The sequence below is a fragment of the Cupriavidus sp. SS-3 genome, assembly GCF_035818815.1.
In the GTDB taxonomy this organism is placed as follows: Bacteria; Pseudomonadota; Gammaproteobacteria; order Burkholderiales; family Burkholderiaceae; genus Cupriavidus; species Cupriavidus taiwanensis_C.
Map to the genome: position 1 here is coordinate 48,015 of NZ_JAYLVT010000024.1, position 16,369 is coordinate 64,383.

General features: G+C 67.8%; 13 protein-coding genes and 1 tRNA gene. 8 read left to right on the forward strand and 6 right to left on the reverse strand.

Features of this window, described 5'->3' with window-relative positions; all coding sequences use genetic code 11:
- The first annotated feature begins 222 nt into the window (after window positions 1-222).
- The 5 genes from U9J39_RS26635 (at window position 223) to U9J39_RS26655 (ending at window position 7,126) form a co-directional block, all read left to right on the forward strand.
- The gene (locus tag U9J39_RS26635; protein ID WP_116312837.1) at window positions 223-3,354 is read left to right on the forward strand and encodes an Rne/Rng family ribonuclease; all 3,132 of its coding nucleotides are present in this window, start codon (window positions 223-225) and stop codon (window positions 3,352-3,354) included.
- A 225-nt stretch (window positions 3,355-3,579) separates the two neighbouring features.
- A complete protein-coding gene (gene moaA / locus U9J39_RS26640; RefSeq protein ID WP_326348546.1) occupies window positions 3,580-4,704 on the forward strand; it encodes a GTP 3',8-cyclase MoaA in 1,125 nt (374 codons plus the stop codon).
- 19 nt (window positions 4,705-4,723) lie between these two features.
- Window positions 4,724-5,323: a molybdenum cofactor guanylyltransferase MobA gene (mobA, locus tag U9J39_RS26645; RefSeq protein ID WP_115680648.1), complete on the forward strand. Its 600-nt coding sequence runs from the start codon at window positions 4,724-4,726 to the stop codon at window positions 5,321-5,323.
- 29 nt (window positions 5,324-5,352) lie between these two features.
- A complete protein-coding gene (gene moeA / locus U9J39_RS26650; protein WP_116312839.1) occupies window positions 5,353-6,651 on the forward strand; it encodes a molybdopterin molybdotransferase MoeA in 1,299 nt (432 codons plus the stop codon).
- A 193-nt stretch (window positions 6,652-6,844) separates the two neighbouring features.
- The gene (locus tag U9J39_RS26655) at window positions 6,845-7,126 is read left to right on the forward strand and encodes a hypothetical protein (protein WP_115710171.1); all 282 of its coding nucleotides are present in this window, start codon (window positions 6,845-6,847) and stop codon (window positions 7,124-7,126) included.
- A gap of 79 nt (window positions 7,127-7,205) precedes the next feature.
- On the opposite strand, the gene rmuC is transcribed toward U9J39_RS26655, so the two are convergent.
- The 5 genes from rmuC to pncB all read right to left on the reverse strand — a co-directional run bounded on the left by rmuC (window position 7,206) and on the right by pncB (window position 13,245).
- Complete coding sequence (gene rmuC, locus U9J39_RS26660) at window positions 7,206-8,705, reverse strand: DNA recombination protein RmuC (protein ID WP_115710173.1); 1,500 nt, start codon at window positions 8,703-8,705, stop codon at window positions 7,206-7,208.
- 9 nt (window positions 8,706-8,714) lie between these two features.
- Window positions 8,715-9,710: a 2-hydroxyacid dehydrogenase gene (locus U9J39_RS26665; RefSeq protein WP_116312840.1), complete on the reverse strand. Its 996-nt coding sequence runs from the start codon at window positions 9,708-9,710 to the stop codon at window positions 8,715-8,717.
- Window positions 9,711-9,714: 4 nt separating this feature from the next.
- Window positions 9,715-11,139, reverse strand: coding sequence for a sodium:proton antiporter (locus U9J39_RS26670; RefSeq protein ID WP_326348548.1), 1,425 nt, complete (start codon window positions 11,137-11,139; stop codon window positions 9,715-9,717).
- 156 nt (window positions 11,140-11,295) lie between these two features.
- Entirely contained in the window at window positions 11,296-11,982 is a 687-nt protein-coding gene (locus tag U9J39_RS26675; protein ID WP_116312842.1) for a LutC/YkgG family protein, read from the reverse strand.
- Window positions 11,983-12,066: 84 nt separating this feature from the next.
- Complete coding sequence (gene pncB / locus U9J39_RS26680; protein WP_115710180.1) at window positions 12,067-13,245, reverse strand: nicotinate phosphoribosyltransferase; 1,179 nt, start codon at window positions 13,243-13,245, stop codon at window positions 12,067-12,069.
- Between the two features lie 367 nt (window positions 13,246-13,612).
- Between pncB and fdxA the strand changes: the two genes are divergently transcribed.
- The 3 genes from fdxA to U9J39_RS26695 all read left to right on the forward strand — a co-directional run bounded on the left by fdxA (window position 13,613) and on the right by U9J39_RS26695 (window position 15,447).
- The gene (gene fdxA / locus U9J39_RS26685; protein WP_029046281.1) at window positions 13,613-13,936 is read left to right on the forward strand and encodes a ferredoxin FdxA; all 324 of its coding nucleotides are present in this window, start codon (window positions 13,613-13,615) and stop codon (window positions 13,934-13,936) included.
- 86 nt (window positions 13,937-14,022) lie between these two features.
- On the forward strand, window positions 14,023-15,132 hold the full coding sequence (locus tag U9J39_RS26690) for an NAD(P)/FAD-dependent oxidoreductase (protein ID WP_240987681.1): 1,110 nt from the start codon (window positions 14,023-14,025) through the stop codon (window positions 15,130-15,132).
- 239 nt (window positions 15,133-15,371) lie between these two features.
- Window positions 15,372-15,447, forward strand: a tRNA-Asn gene (locus U9J39_RS26695).
- 97 nt (window positions 15,448-15,544) lie between these two features.
- Here the strand turns inward: U9J39_RS26695 and U9J39_RS26700 are convergent.
- A complete protein-coding gene (locus U9J39_RS26700; RefSeq protein ID WP_115680656.1) occupies window positions 15,545-16,312 on the reverse strand; it encodes an IclR family transcriptional regulator in 768 nt (255 codons plus the stop codon).
- Window positions 16,313-16,369 lie beyond the last annotated feature (57 nt).

A 16,369-nucleotide genomic window follows, 5' to 3' on the forward strand; every position in this document is an offset into this window, starting at 1 on the left:
GCCGGATGTCTGCGCAAGAGCAGCCTCCGGTGTTCTCTCCTGCCCTGCGGTCGTTACCCCGACGTCATCGCTCTCTTTCACCCGCGCCCAGCCGCCCGCATGTCTTGCGCAGCGGCGCTTTCCGGCAATTCTCGCGCCTCGCTCGCTCCCTCGCGTGCTCCATGGATCGCCGCGGACACCGCCCAGACGGTGCCACCCGCGACACTGGAGTGAGGTATTGCGATGAAACGCATGCTGTTCAACGCGACGCAACAGGAGGAATTGCGCGTCGCCATCGTCGACGGTCAGAAGCTGATCGATATCGACATCGAGACTGCCGGGCGCGAACAGCGCAAGGGCAACATCTACAAGGGTGTCATCACCCGTATCGAACCTTCGCTGGAAGCCTGCTTCGTCAATTACGGCGAAGAGCGCCACGGCTTCCTGCCGTTCAAGGAAGTCGCGCGCGCCTTCTTCAAGGAAGGCATCGACGTGCGCAACGCGCGCATCCAGGACGCCCTGCATGAAGGCCAGGAACTGATCGTCCAGGTCGAGAAGGAAGAGCGCGGCAACAAGGGCGCGGCCCTGACCACCTTCATCTCGCTGGCCGGCCGCTACCTGGTGCTGATGCCGAACAACCCGCGCGGCGGCGGCGTGTCGCGCCGCATCGAGGGCGAAGACCGCCAGGAGCTGCGCGAGACCATGGCGCAGCTGACCGTGCCGGAAGGCATGAGCATCATCGCCCGCACCGCCGGCATCGGCCGCTCGGCCGAGGAACTGCAGTGGGACCTGAACTACCTGCTGCAACTGTGGAAGGCCATCGACGGCGCCGCCGGCGACAACAAGGCGCCGCTGCTGATCTACCTGGAATCCAGCCTGGTGATCCGCGCCATCCGCGACTACTTCCAGCCGGATATCGGCGAGATCCTGATCGACACCGACGAGATCTACGAACAGGCCCGCGCCTTCATGAGCGTGGTGATGCCTGACAACATGAACCGCGTGAAGAAGTACCGCGACGACGTACCGCTCTTCTCGCGCTTCCAGATCGAACACCAGATCGAATCGGCCTACTCGCGCATGGTGATGCTGCCGTCGGGCGGCGCCATCGTGATCGACCACACCGAGGCACTGGTGTCCGTGGACGTGAACTCGGCCCGCGCGACCAAGGGCGCCGACATCGAGGAAACCGCGCTGCGCACCAACCTCGAGGCCGCCGACGAGATCGCCCGCCAGCTGCGCCTGCGCGACCTGGGCGGCCTGATCGTGATCGACTTCATCGACATGGAGTCGGGCAAGGCCCAGAAGGACGTGGAAACGCGCCTGAAGGACGCGCTGCGCCACGACCGCGCGCGCGTGCAGATGGGCAAGATCAGCCGCTTCGGCCTGATGGAGCTGTCGCGCCAGCGCCTGCGCCCGTCGCTGTCGGAGGGCTCGCACATCACCTGCCCGCGCTGCAATGGCACCGGCCATATCCGCGATACCGAATCCTCCGCCCTGCAGGTGCTGCGCATCATTCAGGAAGAGGCGATGAAGGAAAACACCGCCGCCATCCACTGCCAGGTGCCGGTGGAGGTCGCCGCCTTCCTGCTGAACGAGAAGCGCCAGGAAATCAACCTGATCGAGTTGCGCTTCAAGGTCAACGTGCTGCTGATTCCCAACAAGCACCTGGAAACGCCGCACTACAAGCTGGAGCGCCTGCGCCACGACGACCCGCGCCTGGAAGACAGCACCGCCAGCTACAAGATGGCCGAGGCTGCCGCCAAGGAACTGGAAGCCGACACCAGCTACAGCAGCCGCCGCAAGGAAGAAGCCAAGCCGCGCCAGGAAGCCGCGGTCAAGGGCATCACGCCCGAGCAGCCCGCCCCGGTCTCGGTGCCGCGCCCCGAGCGCGCGCCGCGCCCGGAAGCCGCGCCGGTGGCGCCGCCCGTGCCGGCCACCAAGCCGGTGGAAGCCGGCGGCTTTATCGCCTGGCTGAAGGGCCTGTTCGGTGCGCGTCCGGCCACTCCGCCGGTGGTGGAGCCGGCCAAGCCGGCAGCCGCCGCGGAAACCCGCAGCGCCGATGGCCGTCGTGAGCGCGGTCCGCGTGGCGAAGGCCGCGGCCAGCGTGGCGAGCGCGCCGAACGCGGCGAACGCACCGAACGCGCTGAGCGTGGCGAGCGCCAGGGCCGCGGCCAACGTGGTGAACGTGCCGAGCGCGGCGAACGCACCGAACGCGGCGAGCGTGGCGAACGCCAGGCCGCAGAGCGCGGCGAGCAGCGCGAGGGCCGTGGCGAACGCCAGGGCCGCCAGCCGCGCCAGCAAGGTGAAGGCCAGGCAACGCCGGCCGTGGCGCGCCAGGCCGAGGCCGTGCCCGCCGAGCGCGCCCAGGGTGAACGCGCCGAGGCACGCCAGGAAGGCCGCCGCGACCGCAACCAGGAACGCCGCGAGCGCCAGCGCGAACGCCAGCGTGAGCGCAGCGAACTGCGCGAAGCCGAAGCCGGCGAAGCGCCGCAGCCGGAAGCCATCGCTGCCGCCCAGGCCCTGGGCGTGCTGCCGCAGGCCCTGAACGAAGACACCCAGGCCCGCGCCGAACTGCCGGAAGGCGCCGAAGCTGCCGCCGAAGGTATCTTGGAAACCGCGGAGACCGCCGAGGGCGAGGAACGCCGCCGCCGCAACCGCCGTGGCCGCAACCGCTATCGCCGCGAACGCGACGAGTCGGTGCAAGGCGTGGCGGGTGAAGGCGAAGGCGAAGGCTTCGTCCCGGCCAGCGCCGAAGCCGGCGCACCGGCCGAGCCCGCGCAGCAGCCGGCCGTGGCCGCGCAAGCCGCACCCGAAGCTGTCGAAGCAGTCCGCATCGCGGTGCCGGCAGATGTGACGCCGGCCCCGGCAGCACAAGCCACCCCGGCGGTCCAGCCGGAGGCCGCGCCAGCTGCCGAACCTGCCGAGGCTGTCACGCCGGTGGCCGGGGCGGTGACTGAGGCCGTTGCCGCCGAAGCCATCGCCGAGCCTGCCGTCAGCGCCGCGGTCGAAACCGCTGCGCCGGTCGTGCCGGCCGCTGCCCCCGCCGCGGCACCCGCACCGGAGCCCGTGCTGGCACCGGTCGCGCAAACCGCTCCGGCGGCCGAGCCGGTAGCCCAGGCAACTGCACCGGCCCCGGTGGCCGCCGCAGCGCCGGCGTCGCTGGAAAACTTGGAGCCGATGCTGGCCACCGCCGGGCTGCAATGGGTCCATACCGACAGCGACAAGCTGCGCTCGGCCCAGGAAGCCGCCGCCCGCATCGCGCCCGCCCCGCGCGTACCGCGCGAGCGCAAGCCGCTGCCGCCGCTGCCCCAGGGTCCGATGATCCTGGTGGAAACCGGCAGCCGCGAAGTGCAGATGGCATCGCAGCAGTAAGCGACGCCGCTGCGCGGCAGCCAAAGCAAGAAGGGGACGGCCAGGCCGTCCCCTTTTTTCATGGGCGGCGCGCCGGATGAATCCCCGTCATCACCGCGGGATGCGGATGCCCTGCCCCCGCCTCGGCTAGAATGGCAGCAGAATGCATCCGGCCCCCGAGCGCCCGCGCCACATCGCTTCTTGCGTTGCCGTCCCGCTCCCCGGACGCCGTGCCACCCACAGGCCATGACCGAATCCGTCATCCCGATTTTCGACCTGCGCGACCATCGCTACCGCTCGATGACGCCCAGCATTCCCGGCACCCTGGTTGCGCCGACCGGCCTGGTGGCCGACCGCCGCGGCCGGCCGCTGCATGACCTGCGCATCTCGGTGACGGACCGCTGCAATTTCCGCTGCGTCTACTGCATGCCGAAGGAAGTATTCGACAAGGACTACACCTTCCTGCCGCATTCCGAGCTGCTGAGCTTCGAGGAGATCGAGCGCACCGCGCGCCTGTTCGTGGCCCACGGAGTCGAGAAAATCCGCCTGACCGGCGGCGAGCCGCTGCTGCGCAAGAACATCGAGCACCTGGTCGAGATGCTGGCGAAGATCGAAACCGTGTCGGGCAAGCCGCTCGACCTGACCCTCACCACCAACGCATCGCTGCTGGCGCGCAAGGCGCGCGCGCTGCGCGACGCGGGCCTGACACGGGTCAGCGTCAGCCTGGACGCAATCGACGATGCCACCTTCCGCCGCATGAATGACGTGGACTTCGCCGTCGCCGAGGTGCTGCGCGGCATCGAGACCGCGCAGGCCGTGGGCCTGGCGCCGATCAAGGTCAACATGGTGGTCAAGCGCGGCACCAACGACCAGGAAATCGTACCGATGGCGCGCCACTTCCGGCATAGCGGCATCATCCTGCGCTTTATAGAGTTCATGGACGTGGGCGCCAGCAACCACTGGCAGATGGATGAGGTGCTGCCGTCCGCCGAGGTGGTGAAGCGCATCGATGCGGAATTCCCGCTGGAACCGGTGCAGGCCAACTACTCCGGCGAAACGGCCGAACGCTGGCGCTACCGCGACGGCGCCGGCGAGATCGGCGTCATCTCCAGCGTCACCCACGCCTTCTGCGGCGACTGCAGCCGCATCCGCCTGTCCACCGAAGGCCGGCTCTACCTGTGCCTGTTCGCCACCGAGGGCTTCGACCTGCGCGCGCTGCTGCGCGGCGGCTACAGCGACCTGGAAATCTCCAATGCGATCGCGCAGGTATGGCAGGGCCGCACCGACAACTATTCCGAGCAGCGCAGCGACCCGGCAGTGCGCGCGAAACGCGCCGAACGCAAGATCGAGATGTCCTATATCGGCGGCTGAACCCGCCGCAGCGAACTCCATGATTGCACGCGACGACATTACCGGCCTGATTCTCGCAGGCGGCAGGGGCAGCCGCATGGGCGGCACCGACAAGGGCCTGCAGCCGCTGCATGGCACGCCGATGGCCATGCACACGATGATGCGGCTGACGCCCCAGGTGGGCGGGCTGATGATCAACGCCAACCGCAACCTGGCTGCCTATGAGTCCTTCGGCGTGCCGGTCTACACCGACAGCGTGCCCGACTTCGCCGGCCCGCTGGCCGGGATGCTGGCCGGCCTTGAACAATGCGCGACCCCCTGGATGGTGACGGCGCCGTGCGATTCGCCGTTCCTGCCGACCGACCTGGTGGCGCGCCTGGCACAGGCGATCGAGGCCGAAGGCGCCGAGCTGGCGATCCCGGTCACGCTGGACCAGGATGGCCGGCGCCAGGCCCAGCCGGTGTTCTGCCTGATGCCGGTCAGTGCGCTCGACAGCCTGGTGGCTTATCTTTCCGGGGGCGGCCGCAAGATCGAGACCTGGGCCGCCTCGCAGCGGCTGGCCGAGGTGCTGTTCGACGACGCCGCGGCCTTTGCCAATATCAACACCCTGGACGAACTACGCGCGCACGAAGCGCGCTGAACTCCTGCCCCAGCCACCGCCGAGCCGCCATGCCATCGCTGCAATCCGTCATTTCCTGCCTGTCCGACTACGATCCCACCGCGCTGCCGGTGGACCAGGCCAACCGCATCATCGGCGAGGTGGTCGAGCCGGTGCGCGGCATCGAGCAGCTGCCGATCCGCAGCGCGCTGGACCGGGTGCTGGCCGAGGACATCGTCTCGACCATCGACGTGCCGGCGCATGACAACTCGGCGATGGACGGCTATGCCTTCCACGGTGCGGCCCTGGCCGCGGCGCAGACCGCCACGGTCGAGCTCGAGGTGATCGGCAGCGCGCTGGCGGGCGGTGCCGGCGCGCTGGCCCCCACCGCCGTGCAGGCGGTGCGCATCATGACCGGCGCGGTGATGCCGGCCGGCTGCGATACCGTGGTGCCGCAGGAGTTCGTCGAAACCGTCGCCGACGGCGCGCGCATCCGCTTTGCCGCGGACTGCGTCCGCATCGGCGACAACCGGCGCCTGCGCGGCGAGGACCTGGCGCGCGGCCAGGCGGCGCTGCAGGCCGGGCGCATCCTGCAGCCGGCTGACCTCGGCCTGCTGGCGTCGCTGGGCGTAGCCGAGGTGCGCGTGCGCAGGCGCCTGCGCGTGGCGTTCTTCTCCACCGGCGACGAGCTGCGCTCGATCGGCGAGCCGCTCGACCCGGGCTGCGTCTACGACTCCAACCGCTACACGCTGCACGGCATGCTGCGCCGGATGAACGTGGACCTGCTCGACATGGGCGTGGTGCGCGACGATCCCGACTCGCTCGAAGCCGCTTTCCGCACCGCCTGCGAAAGCGCCGACGCGGTCATCACCTCCGGCGGGGTGTCGGTCGGCGAGGCCGACTACACCAAGCAGATCATGGCGCGCCTGGGCGATGTCACGTTCTGGAAGATCGCCATGCGCCCGGGCCGGCCGATGGCCTTCGGACGGATCCAGGCCGACGGCGCGGGCGCGCACTCGGCCCTGCTGTTCGGCCTGCCTGGCAATCCGGTGGCGGTGATGGTCACCTTCTACCATTTCGTGCGGGCGGCGCTGCACCGGCTGATGGGTGCGACGGTGCCGCCGCTGCCGCTGCTGCGCGTGCGCAGCGCGCAGGCGATCCGCAAGAAGCCGGGGCGCACCGAGTACCAGCGCGGCATCCTGGCGCGCGCCGGCGACGGCGAGTGGGAAGTGCGCATCACCGGCCAGCAGGGCTCGGGCGTGCTGCGCTCGATGAGCGAGGCCAACTGCTTTATCGTGCTCGGCCACGAGCAGGATTCGGTCAAGGCCGGCGACGCGGTCGAGGTGATGCTGTTCGACGGGCTGGTTTGACCGGCACGGCGGGGGCTGCGCGCAACCATTCGCTACACGATCGTAGCAATGTGTCGTTTTTGTGCCGCACATTTGCCGCCGCGGCACCGTTGCCGCCGGGCTTTCGGCTGCCCCGCGGCCGGCGGGCTATGCTTGGCATCGGCCAATCGCTACACTTGGCGCACGATTCAGAAACATTCGAGTATCCCCCGTCATGAATCAGGAGATTGCGTACCTCCACCCCGTCAAGACCGCCCGCGCGCTGGTGCTGGTCTACCTGTGCTTCTCGCTGCCGATCGTGTCGCTGGGCCTGTTTGTCACCTTCGTCCGCTATGGTGACCTGCCGGCCATCACGGTGTTCAGCGCGATCATCCTCAATGCGCTGATTGGCTTCGGCCTGCTGTGGCTGGCCTGCAAGGCCTACAACTGGGTGGCCGCCCGCTTCGGCGGCATCGAAGTCCACGTGCGCGAGCTGGCCCCCGAAGAAGACCGCTGAACGGCGCAGCGCCAGTCCCGGCCGGGACCCAGGCCGGCCGCCTCACCCGCTTCCCTCCGACACCTGCCCCGCGGCACGCTCAGGCCCGGCTGTTTTCCGCGTTCTCAGGGCTTTCCGGCATGCCGTCCGCCGGCGCATCAAGCCCGAGCCCCAGCAACTGCTGCGCGGCCTCGCCCGGCAGCGCTTCCACCGTGCGCAGCTTGCGCGCCATCTGCCGCGTGCGCACCTCCGCCTGCTCGATATTGCGCGCAGCACGTTCCAGCGTATCGCGGGTCTTGGCCAGCACGTCGCCAAACTTGCCGAATTCGGTCTTGACCGCGCCCAGCACCTCCCACACCTCGCTCGAGCGCTTTTCCAGCGCCAGCGTGCGGAACCCCATCTGCAGGCTGTTCAGCAGCGCGGTCAGCGTGGTTGGACCGGCCACGGTCACGCGATAGTCGCGCTGCAGCTGGTCGGTCAGGCCGGGACGGCGCAGCACCTCGGCATAAAGCCCTTCGGTCGGCAGGAACAGGATGGCAAAGTCGGTGGTCTGCGGCGGCGCCAGGTATTTTTCAGCGATGGTCTGGGCCTCGCGCCGCAGCGCCGTTTCCAGTTCGCGGCCGAACGCCAGTACGCCGTCCGGATCGCCGCGCTCCTGCGCGTCGACCAGGCGCTCGTACTGCTCCTTGGGAAACTTGGCGTCGACCGGCAGCCAGACCGGCGCATGGTCCCCACCCGCCGCCTTGCCGGGCAGGCGGATGGCAAACTCCACGCGCGCGCCCGAGTTGCGCACGGTCTCGACGTTCTTGCCGTACTGCTCCGGCGTCAGCATCTGCTCCAGCAGCATCTCCAGCTGCACCTCGCCCCAGGTGCCGCGCGACTTCACGTTGGTCAGCACCTTCTTCAGGTCGCCCACGCCCTGCGCCAGCACCTGCATTTCACCCAGGCCGCGATGCACTTGCTCGAGGCGGTCCGACACCAGCCGGAACGATTCGCCCAGGCGCTGCTCCAGCGTCGCGTGCAGCTTCTCGTCGACGGTGCGGCGCATCTCCTCGAGCTTGGCGGCGTTGTTGGCCTCGATGTCCTGCAGCTTCCGCTCCAGCGTGGCACGGACCTCGGCCAGGCGCCGCTCGTTGGCCTCGGACAGTTGCGCCAGCTGCTGCTGCAGGCCGTCGCCAAAGCGACGCAGCGTGCCGGCCTGCTCGTCGCGCGCCTGCTGCGACTGCAGCATCAGGTGCTGGCGCACCTGTTCCAGTTGCTGGGTGTTGGTCTCGGTCAGCTTGGCCAGCTGCTGCGCAAAGGTGTCGATCTGGTTGTTCTGCAGCGTGGCGATGCCGGTCAGCTGCGACGACAGCGCCTGCTGGAAGCGCAGCATCTGCTGCGCCGACTCGCCGCGGCTGCCGCGCGCGGCCTCGGCCACCTCGGTGCGCACCTCGCGCTCCAGCCGCTCCATGCCGCGGGCCTGCTCCAGCCGCATCTCGTCGAGTTGCCGCGCCATGCCGGCGCCGGATGACCCGGCCTGCTGGCGCAGCAACACGATCACCAGCAGCACGACCGCGAGCAGCGCCGCGGCCAGCGTCAGGAACGGAATCAGGGTCATGCGAAAACCTCAGCGGCGATGCGCCATCACTTCAGGGTTGATCACGGTGGGCGGATGGCCGGCCTGCGGGCCCTGGTCGAGCGCCGCGATCAGGTTGTCGGCCGCGAGCATGGCCATGGCGCGGCGGGTTTTCTCGGACGCGCTGGCGATATGCGGCGTCAGCACGACGTTGGGCACCGTCAGCAGGTCTGGATGGACGGCCGGCTCGCCCTCGAACACATCCAGGCCGGCGCCGAAGATGCGCTTGTCGCGCAGTGCCTGCGCCAGCGCGGCATCGTCGACGATGCCGCCGCGCGCCAGGTTCACCAGCGTCGCGGTGGGCTTCATCAGCGCCAGCTCGGCGGCACCGATGGCATGGTGGCTCTGCGGGCCGTACGGCAGCACCAGCAGCAGATGGTCGGACTGGCGCAGCAGGTCTTCCTTGCCGACATAGCGGGCGTTGAGCGCGCGCTCGGTCTCGGCCGGCAGCTGGCTGCGGTTGTGGTACAGCACGTTCATGCCAAACCCGCCCGCACGCCGCGCCAGCGCCTGGCCGATGCGGCCCATGCCGAGGATGCCCAGCGTGCTGCCGTACAGGTCCATGCCGACCAGCATGTCGTAGCTCCAGCGCTGCCACTTGCCGGCGCGCAGGTAGTGCTCGGCCTCGGTGACGCGGCGCGCGGTTGCCATCAGCAGGGCCCAGCCGAAATCTGCGGTGGTCTCGGTCAGCACGTCCGGGGTATTGGTGGCGACGATGCCCGCGGCGGTCAGGGCCGGCAGGTCCAGGTTGTTGTAGCCGACCGCCATGTTGCACACCGCGCGCAGCGCAGGCAGCCCGGCAACGACGCCGGCGTCGATGCGGTCGGCGGCGTTGGCCAGCACGCCGGCCTTGCCGGCCAGCCGCGCCTTCAGGGCCGCGGCGTCGAGCACCGCGTCCTGCTGGTTGTCGTCGACATCGAAATACTGCGCCAGGTGCGCGATGACCTCGGGATAGATGGCGCGGGTGACCAGGACGGACGGCTTCATGGCATCAGATATGGAAGAAGAGGAAGGTCATGATGACGAACAGCGGCACCAGGAAAATGCCCGAATACAGCATGTAGCCGAAAAAGCTCGGCAAGCGCACGCCGCGGTTTTCGGCAATCGCCTTGACCATCAGGTTGGGCGCATTGCCAATATAGGTGTTGGCGCCCATGAACACCGCCCCGGCCGAGATCGCGGCCAGCGTCGAGGCATCTCGCGTCATCAGCGTGGCGGGGTCGCCACCGGCGGTATTGAAGAACACCAGGTAGGTCGGCGCATTGTCCAGGAATGAAGACAGCACGCCCGTCGCCCAGAAATACATGCTGTCGACCGGCTGCCCGTTGGCGTCGCTGACCGCCCGGATCACGCCCGAGAACGCGCCGTCGGTGCCCGCCTTCAGCATGGCGATCACCGGGATGATGGTCAGGAAGATGCCAGCGAACAGCTTGCCGACCTCGAGGATGGGTTCCCAGTTGAATTCATTGCCCACGCGCGCCGAGCGCGGCGTGACCAGCAGCGACACCACCGCCACCACCACCAGCAAGGCGTCGCGCACCGCGGCCTGCAGCGGCACCTCGGTGCCGAGGATATCGAACGAGATCCCGGGCTTCCACAGCCCGCTCATCAGCACCAGGCTGACCACGGCGAGCAGCAGCACGAAGTTGAACTTGCCTTCGATGGCAATGCCGCCCGAATCGGGGGTGGGATCGTTGCGCGGCGGCAATTCCTCTTCCTTGTTGCGGTAGTAGTACCGGTCGACCAGGTAGAACAGCAGCAGCAGCGCCGCGCAGACGAAGAGCGTTTCCGGAAAGATGTTCTGCAGGGTCCAGAAGAAGTCAACGCCCTTCAGGAAGCCGAGGAACAGCGGCGGGTCTCCCAGCGGCGTCAGCGCGCCGCCGGCATTGGCCACCAGGAAGATAAAGAACACCACCACGTGCGCCACGTGGCGGCGGTTGTCATTGGCGCGCAACAGCGGCCGGATCAGCAGCATGGCGGCGCCGGTGGTGCCCATGAAGCTGGCCAGGAACGTGCCCAGCGCCAGCATGCCGGTGTTGAGCCCCGGCGTGCCATGCAGGTTGCCGCGCACGCAGATGCCGCCGGCAACGATATACAGCGTGGTGATCAGCGCGATGAACGGAATGTACTCGGCCAGCAGCGCGTGCACGGTGCTGGCGGCAGCGGCCTGCGCGCCGAACAGAAACGCGAACGGCAGCAGGAACAGCAGTCCCCAGCCGGCGGCGATCTTGCCGTAATGGTGGTGCCAGAACTTCGGGCCGAGCAGCGGCCACAGCGCGATCGACAGCAGGATGCCGGCAAAAGGCAGTCCCCACAGCGGCGACAGCGACGCCCCGTCGAGATCGGCGGCATGACCGGCGGCGGGAAACGCGGCCAGCATGGCCAGCAGTGGCAACAGCACGGGGGCATGTCGCATCAGGCAGGATCTCCTCGGAAATGCAGCGGTCATGGGCGCGCGCGGCGCGATGCCAAAGCGCGCGGGCAAGCCTGCAAGTGTAATGCAAGCCCTTGCCGCGATTCCCTTGCAGCGTGCATTTTCGGATTGCGGCGCGCTGTCCTCGCGCCATCCGGCTCAGGCCGCGTCGACCAGGATCACATGCACCCGGTACGGGCCGTGGGCGCCCAGCACGATGGTCTGCTCGATATCGCCGGTGCGCGACGGACCGCTGATGATGTTGGTGGCGCGCGGCAGCTCGCCGCGCTCGCTGCGCACCAGCGCAAACGCATCCTCCAGCCCGGCGACGATGCGTGAGCCCGGCACCACCGCCACATGGGTCTCGGGCAGCAGCGCGGCCGAGGCGAAGGTGGCGGGGCCGGACAGCAGCATCAGCGAGCCGGTCTCGGCAATCGCGCAGAAACATCCGGTGATGCCGACCAGGTCGCCGTGCTCGCGGTCGGCCGCGGCGTCGCGCACCGGCGGGCGGCACTCCACTGCCAGCCCTGCGTCCTGCCAGGGCAACCGGCCGAATTCATCCCACGCGACCGCGCGGCGCACCAGGCCCAGGCTGTCGAGATAGCGCACCGTGGCGGCGGGCACCTCGGCCAGGGTCGCGACGCGGTCCACGGTCGAGGCCATGCGCTGCGCCTGCGCCAGGAAGGCTTCGGCCAGGTCCGGCGCCGCGGCCGGACGCGGGCCCTGCGGGTGGCGGGCCAGGTAATCGGCCACGGCGCCGCGTTCTCCCGCGCTGGGCCGGGCCGGCCTGCCCTGGGCGGCACGGATGCGGGCAAAGATGCGGTCGCGGGCGTCGTTGGTTTCCATGGGGCCTGGCTGGAGTGGCAATGCGCAAGGGCGCGATGCGGCGATTATAGGGTCGATACAGCGGCGCAGCTGTGTTGAGGCCGGCTACGCGGCCGGCTGCACCGAATACACCTGGCGCAGGTAGGCCAGGTAGCCGGGATCGTCGCACATGGTCTTTTCCGGCGTGTCAGACAGCTTGGCCACCGGCTGCCCGTTACAGCGCACCATCTTCAGCACGATCTGCAGCGGCGTGTAGCCCAGGTCGTTGGTCAGGTTGGTGCCGACCCCGAACGCCAGCCGGCAGCGGCCGTGGAAGCGCTGGTACAGCTCGATCACGCGCGGGATGTCCAGGCTGTCGCTGAAGATCAGCGTCTTGGTGCGCGGGTCGACGCGGTTGGCGGCATAGTGGGCCACCATGCGCTCGCCCCACAGCAGCGGATCGCCGGAATCGTGGCGCACGCCGTCGAAGAGCTTGCAGAAATACAGGTCGAAGTCGCGCAGGAAGGCATCGAAGCCGTAGGTGTCGGACAGCGCGATGCCCAGGTCGCCGCGGTATTCGCGCGCCCAGCGTTCCAGCGCAAACACCTGCGAGTCGCGCAGCCGCGGCCCCAGCGCCTGGCAGGCCTGCAGGTATTCGTGCGCCATCGTGCCCAGCGGCACCATATTATGCAGGCGCGCGAAGTGGACATTGCTGGTGCCGGCCAGCTGCGGGCCCAGCAGGCGCCGCATGGTCAGCAGCACCTCTTCCTGCCAGTCGCGCGAGAAACGACGACGCGTGCCGTAGTCGGCGATCACGCAATCGCCCAGCTCGGGCGTCTTCAGCAACGCCAGCTTGGTTTCCAGCCGGCGCCGGCCTTCGGCCAGGTCGGGCTCGGGCTGGGTGCGGCGGAAATAGACTTCGTTGACGATGGCCAGCACCGGCACCTCGAACAGGATGGTGTGCAGCCACGGGCCGGTGATGGCAATTTCGATCTCGCCGTTGCCCTGCGGCGACGGGCGCACCGAGACATATTTCTCGTTCAGGTGGAACAGTCCGAGAAAATCGACGAAGTCGCTCTTGATGAAGCGCAGGCCGCGCAGGTAGGCCAGCTCTTCCTCGGTGAAGCGCAGCTGGCACAGGTGCGCCACCTCGGCGCGGATCTCGTCGATATACGGAGTCAGGTCGATACCCGCGTTGCGGCACTTGAAGCGGTATTCCACTTGCGCCTGCGGGAACTGATGCAGCACCACCTGCATCATCGTGAATTTGTACAGGTCGGTGTCGAGCAGGGACTGGATGATCATAGCGGGCCAGACGGCGATGCCGGGGTCAGAACGCCATGCTACCTGAAGTCTGCCCGCGGCCGGCTGGCGCGGTGCTGCCGCGCGGCATGCCGGCGAACAGACAAAGCCGCCAGCCGGCCGCCCTGCGTCAAATCAAAAGTACATAAAGAAATAAGAAAACTATCTGATCCAGCTATATAGGCCGGCTATCCTTGCCAGAAGGCTCGGCTACAATATCGGTTTCCGAAAGGCCTCGGCCGGCGTTCGCCCAGCCCATGCTGCCCTGCGGCACGCGGGTACCTCCATGTGATGGATTGGGCGCGTCACGCCGGCAAGAAGCGGCCCCACAGTTTCCCATTAAAAGCCGACCCGTTTTCCTGGAACCGAAATGACTCACGTTGTCACCGAATCCTGCATCCGTTGCCGCTACACAGACTGCGTTGACGTGTGTCCGGTCGATTGTTTCCGCGAGGGCCCCAACTTCCTGGCCATCGACCCGGATGAGTGCATCGACTGCGCCGTGTGCGTGGCCGAGTGCCCGGTGAACGCCATTTACGCCGAGGAAGACGTGCCGGGCGACCAGCAGCAGTTCATCGAACTGAATGCCGAGCTGGCGCGCGCCTGGCCCTCCATCACCAAGACCAAGGCCCCGCTGGCCGAGGCCGAAGAGTGGAAGGACACCACCGACAAGCTGCAGTACCTGGAGCGCTGAGCGCACCGGGCAGTAAAGAAAGCCGTCCCCACGCGCTTTCCGCAATGCCGGGCACCCGCGTGCCCAACCAACGTATCAGGACGAAAATGGACTTGAGCATTCCAAATCCCGTTGCCGACACGACCAAACAGGTCGAGGGCGGCAGCCCCGCGGGCGGCCAGCCGCTGGAAATCGACGCGCTGATCGTCGGTGCCGGCCCGGTCGGTCTGTTCCAGGTGTTCGAACTGGGCCTGCTCGAAATCAAGGCCCACGTCATCGATTCCCTGAAGGTCGTTGGCGGCCAGTGCGTCGAGCTGTATCCGGACAAGCCCATCTACGATATTCCGGCCGTGCCCAGCTGCACCGGCCAGGAACTGACCGACAACCTGCTCAAGCAGATCGAGCCGTTCGAGCCCACCTTCCACCTGGGCCAGGAAGTCTCCGTGGTCGAGCGCCGTGAAGACGGCCGCTTCTTCGTCGAGACCTCGCTCGGCACGCGCTTCATCACCAAGACCATTTTCATCGCCGCCGGCGTGGGCTCGTTCCAGCCGCGCACGCTGAAGGTCGACGGCATCGACAAGTTCGACGGCAAGCAGCTGTTCTACCGCGTCAAGGACCCGAGCCGCTTCCACGGCCGCAACCTGGTGATCGTCGGCGGCGGCGACTCGGCGCTGGACTGGACCCTGGACCTGGTCGGCAAGGCCGAGTCCGTGGTGATGATCCACCGCCGCGACGGCTTCCGCGCCGCGCCCGCGTCGGTCGCCAAGATGAAGGAACTGTGCGAGCAGATGGAAATGCAGTTCGTGGTCGGGCAGATCAGCGGCTATGAAGAGAAGGACGGCGTGCTCACCGAGATCAAGGTGAGCGGCGCCGACGGCGTGACCCGCCGCCTGCCGCTGGACGACCTGCTGGTGTTCTTCGGGCTGTCGCCCAAGCTGGGCCCGATCGCCGAATGGGGCCTGGACCTTGAGCGCAAGCAGATCAAGGTGGACACGGAGAAATTCCAGACCAATATCCCCGGCATCTTCGCGGTCGGCGATATCAACACCTACCCCGGCAAGAAGAAGCTGATCCTGTCGGGCTTCCACGAGGCTGCGCTGGCTGCGTTCGGTGCTGCGCCGTATATCTTCCCGGAAAAGAAGATCCACATGCAGTACACCACCACCTCGCCGAAGCTGCACAAGGTGCTGGGCGTGGAATCGCCGGTGTTCGACTGACCGGCCATGGCCCACGGAAAAAAGCCGCCGCGAGGCGGTTTTTTTCTGGCACAAAGCCGGAACCGTCGCTATAATGCGGCCTCGCTGTTCAGCGCCACGGTCCCGGGCCGGCAACCAGCCACCCTGCACCACGCGCCAGCAAGCCTGCCTTCGCCGAGCCCCTCCCCTGACAGGAAGTTAATGTCGAAAGGGTGTTGACGAAGAAAAGAGAAACTGGCTATAATTTCTTTCTCAGCTGTTCCCCGATAGCTCAGTCGGTAGAGCGACGGACTGTTAATCCGCAGGTCCCTGGTTCGAGCCCAGGTCGGGGAGCCAACCGATACGGAAGCCCGGTGCAAACGCACCGGGCTTTTTCGTTTGTGGGTCGCAAATGGCTTTGGTTCGGGGCTGCCGCAGCGCCCCGCCCTTTGTTTTACTCCTGCAGCGTAGCGCCGGCGGCCTTCAGCGCCACGACGATCGCCTCTGCATTGGCTTCGACCCGATGCAGCGGCCCAGCCACCGACATCCCGTAGACCACGCCGCCGAGCGATACCGGCATCGCGATGGCCCCCAGGTCGGGGAACGACTCGCCGAAATTCGGATACCACCCCTGCGCCTGCCATTGCTGCATCGCCGCCTCGAATACCCGCAGCGAGTCCACCGTGCGGCCGGTGCGCGACGCAAAGGAAGCGCCGGCCAGCAATTCCGCGCGGCTTTCCCTGGTCATGGTGCCGAGGATGGCGCGGCCGATGGAATTCACATGCGCGTCGCGCAGCTCGCCCGGCGCGGCGATATAGCGCACCGGGTTGGGGGATTCGCGCACCTCCAGATACAGCACGCGCCCGTCGTCCTGCAGCTTGCCGAACACCACGGTCTCGCCGGTGGTGTCGCGCAGCGATTCCAGCACCGGCTGCACACGCTCCAGCAGCGGGTCGTTGCGGGCGATGCGTTGCGCGATATCGAGCAGCCGGCGGGTCGGATAGTAGCCCTGGCGGCGCCCGGTCTCGTACAGATAGCCCAGCGAAGCCAGCGTGCGGATCAGCCCCAGGCAGCTCGACATCGGCGCGCCCAGCAGCTTGGCCAGTTCGGTCAGTGTCAGCGAGCGCCCTTCGCGCGCATAGATTTCCATGATCTCGATCACGCGCAGCGCCGTCTTGACGCTGCCGTAACCGGACTTCTCCGCCGCTTCGTTTGCTGCCATCGTTGGCTTCCTCGACTTCAGTATCCGTTGGCCGGGATTGTACGCGGCGGCAGCGCG

Coding starts and splice junctions, on each gene's coding strand:
- U9J39_RS26670 (WP_326348548.1), bottom strand. CDS start 11,139: ATGCGACATGCCCCCGTGCTGTTGCCACTGCTGGCCATGCTGGCCGCG.
- mobA (WP_115680648.1), top strand. CDS start 4,724: ATGATTGCACGCGACGACATTACCGGCCTGATTCTCGCAGGCGGCAGG.
- moaA (WP_326348546.1), top strand. CDS start 3,580: ATGACCGAATCCGTCATCCCGATTTTCGACCTGCGCGACCATCGCTAC.
- U9J39_RS26655 (WP_115710171.1), top strand. CDS start 6,845: ATGAATCAGGAGATTGCGTACCTCCACCCCGTCAAGACCGCCCGCGCG.
- pncB (WP_115710180.1), bottom strand. CDS start 13,245: ATGATCATCCAGTCCCTGCTCGACACCGACCTGTACAAATTCACGATG.
- U9J39_RS26675 (WP_116312842.1), bottom strand. CDS start 11,982: ATGGAAACCAACGACGCCCGCGACCGCATCTTTGCCCGCATCCGTGCC.
- U9J39_RS26665 (WP_116312840.1), bottom strand. CDS start 9,710: ATGAAGCCGTCCGTCCTGGTCACCCGCGCCATCTATCCCGAGGTCATC.
- U9J39_RS26635 (WP_116312837.1), top strand. CDS start 223: ATGAAACGCATGCTGTTCAACGCGACGCAACAGGAGGAATTGCGCGTC.
- U9J39_RS26690 (WP_240987681.1), top strand. CDS start 14,023: ATGGACTTGAGCATTCCAAATCCCGTTGCCGACACGACCAAACAGGTC.
- fdxA (WP_029046281.1), top strand. CDS start 13,613: ATGACTCACGTTGTCACCGAATCCTGCATCCGTTGCCGCTACACAGAC.
- moeA (WP_116312839.1), top strand. CDS start 5,353: ATGCCATCGCTGCAATCCGTCATTTCCTGCCTGTCCGACTACGATCCC.
- rmuC (WP_115710173.1), bottom strand. CDS start 8,705: ATGACCCTGATTCCGTTCCTGACGCTGGCCGCGGCGCTGCTCGCGGTC.
- U9J39_RS26700 (WP_115680656.1), bottom strand. CDS start 16,312: ATGGCAGCAAACGAAGCGGCGGAGAAGTCCGGTTACGGCAGCGTCAAG.